The organism is Ornithinibacter sp. (genome assembly GCF_035443565.1).
Lineage (GTDB): Bacteria > Actinomycetota > Actinomycetes > Actinomycetales > Dermatophilaceae > Fodinibacter.
The window spans coordinates 4,223-8,863 of sequence record NZ_DAORSO010000100.1 but is presented as its reverse complement, the minus strand read 5'-3'; the positions used below and the strand labels follow the sequence as shown (position 1 = coordinate 8,863).

Here is a 4,641-nt window from a genome sequence, read left to right as displayed (position 1 = left end):
ACGATGATCCGCACCGTGCCACCGATCTCGATCTTGCCGCTCGGCGGATCCTGCTCGAGCACCCGGTTCTCCGGAACCTCCGAGCTGGCCCGGAACGACGTCTCGGGAGTCAGGCCGACGTTCGAGAGCAGCTGCTGGGCCTCGCTCAACGGCTTGCCGACGACGTTGGGGACGACGACCTGGCCGGTTCCGACCCGCACGCTGATCGACGACCCGGGGCTCACCGAGGCGCCGACTGCCGGGTTGGAGTCGATGATCTGCCCCTGCGGGGTCTTCGGGTCGTCCACGTCGGTGACGGTGCCGAGGGTCAGGCCGAGGTCGCCGAGCAGCTGTCGGGCCTCGTCAGCGGTCTTGCCGGCGAGGTCGGGCACGGTGATCGCCGTCGGGCCGGAGGACACGACGAGGCGCACGGTGCTGCCGCGATCGACCTCGGTCCCACCCTGGGGCGTCTGACTGATCACGACGTCAGCCGGCACCGTGTCGCTGGCCTGGCGGATGACGTCGTCCTCGAGCCCGGCTCGCGCCAGCTCGGCGATGGCCGTCTGCTCCGGCTTGTTGACGACGGTCGGCACCGTCACCTGCGGCACCTCCTCCTCGCCGAAGTACGACGAGAGGCCGAATGCGAGCGCCGCCAGCGCTGCGACCGCGAAGATCGCCAACACCACCCAGCCGCTCTTCTTCCGCTTCTCCTGCGTGTCGTCGGCCAGGGCCGGGAAGGTCTCGGTGTTCGTGCCGACCGGGACCTCCGGCGGCACGGCCCCGGGTGACAGCACCTGGGTCTGCTCGGACGTGATGGCCGGCAGCGCCTCGGTGGCGTCAGCGGTGAGGGCCGCCGCACCGGCACCGCTGGCCAGGGCCACCGCCGTGGCTCGGGCCGCGGCACTGATCGGGCGGCCGAGGCGCACCGCCTGAAGGTCGCTGCGGAACTCACCGGCACTCTGGTAGCGGGCGTCGCGGGGCTTGGCCAGGGCGTGCATGACCACTGCGTCGAGGTCCTCGGGGATGTTCGGGGCGAAGCGCGACGGCGGCAGCGGCTGCTCCCCGACGTGCTGGTAGGCGATCGAGACCATGCTGTCGCCCATGAACGGCGCGCGGCCGGTCAGCAGCTCGAAGAGCATGCACCCTGCCGAGTACAGGTCCGATCGTTCGTCGACCGCCTGCCCCTGGGCCTGCTCGGGCGAGAGGTACTGGGCCGTGCCGACGACCGACTGGGTCTGCGTCATCGTGGCGTTGGCGTCGGCGAGGGCCCGGGCGATGCCGAAGTCCATCACCTTGATGGTGCCGTCCGCCCCGATCATGACGTTGGCCGGCTTGATGTCGCGGTGCACGATGCCGTTGCGGTGGCTGTAGGCGAGGGCGTCGAGGACTCCCTCGGTGATCCGCATCGCCTCGGTCGGCTCCAGCGTCCCCCGCTCGGTGATGACCTCGCGCAGCGTCTTGCCGTCGACGAACTCCATGATGATGTACGGCACCCGCACCTCGGCCCCGCCACTCTCGGTGACGGTGTCCTCGCCGTGGTCGTAGACGGCGACGATGGACGCGTGGTTGAGCCCGGCGGCTGACTGGGCCTCGCGGCGGAAGCGGGTGAGGAACGTGTGGTCGCGCGCGAGCTCGTTGCGCAGCATCTTGATGGCGACCTGGCGACCGAGCCGGGTGTCGTAGCCGAGGTGGACCTCGGCCATCCCGCCACGTCCGAGCAGGGTGTCCACCTCGTAGCGGCCACCGAGCAACTTGGGGACCTCAGCCATGCCGTGCGCTCCTCGTCGATTCCATCACTTCAGCCGTGCTTCCATCATCTGGCGGGCGATCGGTGCGGCCACGCGGCCGCCGCCGATTTCGCTGCCGGCGACACCCCCGTCCTCCGCGATGACGGCGACCGCGATCTGCGGGTCGTCCGCCGGGGCGAAGGAGATGAACCAGGCGTGGGGCTTGCGGCCCTCACCGTGCTGAGCCGTCCCCGACTTGCCCGCGACCGCCACGCCGTCGATCTGGGCTCGCGTCCCCGAACCGTCGGTGACGACGGCCTCCATCATCCGGGTCAACTGTGCCGCAACATCGGGGGTCACCGCCTGCGACAGCTCCTGCGGATCGGTGGTCTCGATCACGGACAGGTCGGACCCGATGACCGACTGCACGAGGTAGGGCTTCATGACGGCGCCGTCGTTGGCGACCCCGGCCGCGACCATCGCCATCTGCAGCGGGGTGACCCGCACGTCGAACTGGCCGATCGAGGACTGCGCGAGCTGGGGCATGTTCAGTTCGGCGGGGATCGTGCTCGGGGTGACGCGCATGGGCACGCTCAGGGAGTCGCCGAAGCCGAACTTCTCGGCCTGGGCCCGCAGCGCGTCGGCGCCGATGTCCATGCCGACCGAGGCGAAGGCGGTGTTGCACGAGATCGCCATCGCCCGGGTGAAGGACACCTGGTCGTTGGCGCCGCAGGCCCCCGGGAACATGTTCGGCAGGCTCGCCGTGGTGCCGGGCAGCTCCAGCACGGCGGGCCCGGGCAGCATGCTGTCCTCGGTGTACTCCCCCGACGACAGGGCTGCCGCGGCGGTGATCACCTTGAAGATCGACCCGGGCGGGTAGAGGTCGCCGTTGATGCTGCGGTTGACCAGCGGGCGCTGCGGGTCGGTGTTGAGCTTCTTGTAGTTCTCGTCGAGCGCGCTGAGGTCGTGCCCGGCCAGGTCGTTGGGGTCGAACGTCGGCTGGCTCACCATCGCGAGGATCGCGCCGGTCTTCGGGTCGAGGGCGACGGCAGCACCTCGGATGCCGGTCATCGCCTTCACTGCCGCGCGCTGGACCGCGGGGTCGAGCGTCGTCTCCAGGGTCGCGCCCTGCGGGCGGCGGCCGGTGAACAGGTCGGAGACCCGGCGGTAGAACAGCTTGTCGCTCGACCCGGACAGGTAGGCGTTCTCGGCCTGCTCGAGCCCACCGGAGGCACCGTAGAAGGAGTAGAAGCCGGTGACGTGGGCGTAGAGCGCGCCGTCGGAGTACTCGCGCTGGAACTTGAACTGGTCGTCGACGGGCACCGACGTCGCCACGGCCGTCTGGCCGACGAGGATCGAGCCGCGCTCGCGGGCATACGTCGACAACAGCGTTCGCCGGTTGTCCGGCCGGGCGTTCAGGTCGGCGGCGAAGACGTACTGGATGAGGGTCGTCGAGACGAGCAGCGACGCGAAGAGGATCGCGACGACGATCGAGAGGCGACGCACGGGCGCGTTCACGGCATCCTCACCACCTCGGTGTGGGCCTGGCCGACCTCGTGCGGGACGTTGATCTCCGGCATGGGGCGGCGGGCGTGGTCGGAGATGCGCAGCAGGATGGCGACGAGGGTCCAGTTGGCCAGCAGCGAGGACCCGCCCGAGGACAGGAACGGCATGGTCAGGCCGGTGAGGGGGATGACCCGGGTCACGCCGCCGACGACGACGAAGCACTGGAGCGCGAGCGAGAACGACAGGCCGGCGGCGAGCAGCTTGCCGAAGCCGTCGCGGGTGCCGAGCGAGGTGCGCAACCCGCGCTGGACGAGCAGGACGTAGAGCATGAGCAGGGCGAACAGCCCGACGAGCCCGATCTCCTCACCGAAGCTCGGGATGATGAAGTCGGACTCGGCGAAGTACGTCAGGTCGGGACGCCCCCGCCCCAGACCCGTGCCGAACATCCCCCCGGCGGCCATGCCCATGAGCCCCTTGGCCAGCTGGTCCGAGGCCTGCAGGGCCTCGGGGCTGAAGGTGTCGAGCCACAGCAGCACGCGGGTCTGGACGTGCCCGAACATCAGGTACGCGACGTAGGCGCCGGCGCCGAACAGGGTGAGGCCGATGGCGATCCAGGACACCCGCTCGGTCGCGACGTACAGCATCGCGACGAACAGGCCGAAGAACAGCAGCGAGGAACCGAGGTCGCGCTCGAACACCAGGACGGCGAGGCTGGCGAGCCAGGCGATGAGGATCGGTCCGAGGTCGCGGGCGCGCGGCAGGGTCAGCCCGAGCACCTTGCGCCCCGCGACCGAGAGGGCGTCGCGGGTCTGGACGAGGTAGCCGGCGAAGAAGATGGCCAGCGCGATCTTGGCGATCTCGCCGGGCTGGAAGGACATCGAGCCGATGCGGATCCAGATCCGGGCGCCGTAGATCGACGTGCCGATGACGGGCATGAGCGGCAGCAGGAGCAGGACGAAACCGACCACGCCCGCGAGGTAGGTGTAGCGGCGCAGCACCCGGTGGTCGCGCAGCACGACGAGCACGGCGGCGGCGATGACGACGGCGACACCGGTCCACATGAGCTGGCGCAGGGCCACCCCGTCGGAGATCGACGTGCCGTTGGCGAGGTCGATGCGGTGGATCATCACCAGCCCGAGCCCGTTGAGCAGGGTGATGATCGGCAGCATGAGCGGGTCGGCGTAGGACGCGCGCCAGCGCAGCACGAGGTGGAAACCGACGGCCATCGCGAGGTAGCCACCGGCGAGGGCCATCGTGCCCGGCGGCATCGACTCCGACGTCGCCACACCGACGTTGACGTAGGCGAGCAGCACGATCGCGACGGCCGCGATGAGGAGCACGAGCTCGACGTTGCGACCTCGCCTCGGGGTGTACGACGAGACGACACTCATGCGGTCACCGGGCTGCCGGTGGGCGACGGGCCCCGCGA

At 70.2% G+C, this 4,641-nt stretch carries 3 protein-coding genes; all 3 read right to left on the bottom strand.

Going from position 1 to position 4,641, the window contains the following annotated elements; genetic code table 11:
• The coding region (pknB, locus tag PLL68_RS10495; protein ID WP_324533842.1) for a Stk1 family PASTA domain-containing Ser/Thr kinase at window positions 1-1,748 on the bottom strand (1,748 nt) is incomplete at its 3' end.
• A gap of 24 nt (window positions 1,749-1,772) precedes the next feature.
• Complete coding sequence (locus PLL68_RS10490) at window positions 1,773-3,224, bottom strand: peptidoglycan D,D-transpeptidase FtsI family protein (RefSeq protein WP_324533840.1); 1,452 nt, start codon at window positions 3,222-3,224, stop codon at window positions 1,773-1,775.
• Entirely contained in the window at window positions 3,221-4,603 is a 1,383-nt protein-coding gene (locus PLL68_RS10485) for an FtsW/RodA/SpoVE family cell cycle protein (RefSeq protein ID WP_324533844.1), read from the bottom strand. The genes PLL68_RS10490 and PLL68_RS10485 overlap by 4 nt, the downstream gene beginning before the upstream one ends.
• Window positions 4,604-4,641 lie beyond the last annotated feature (38 nt).

What these genes read in the sequence shown, in the direction of transcription:
- PLL68_RS10485 (WP_324533844.1), bottom strand. Translation starts at nt 4,603, where the DNA reads ATGAGTGTCGTCTCGTCGTACACCCCGAGGCGAGGTCGCAACGTCGAG.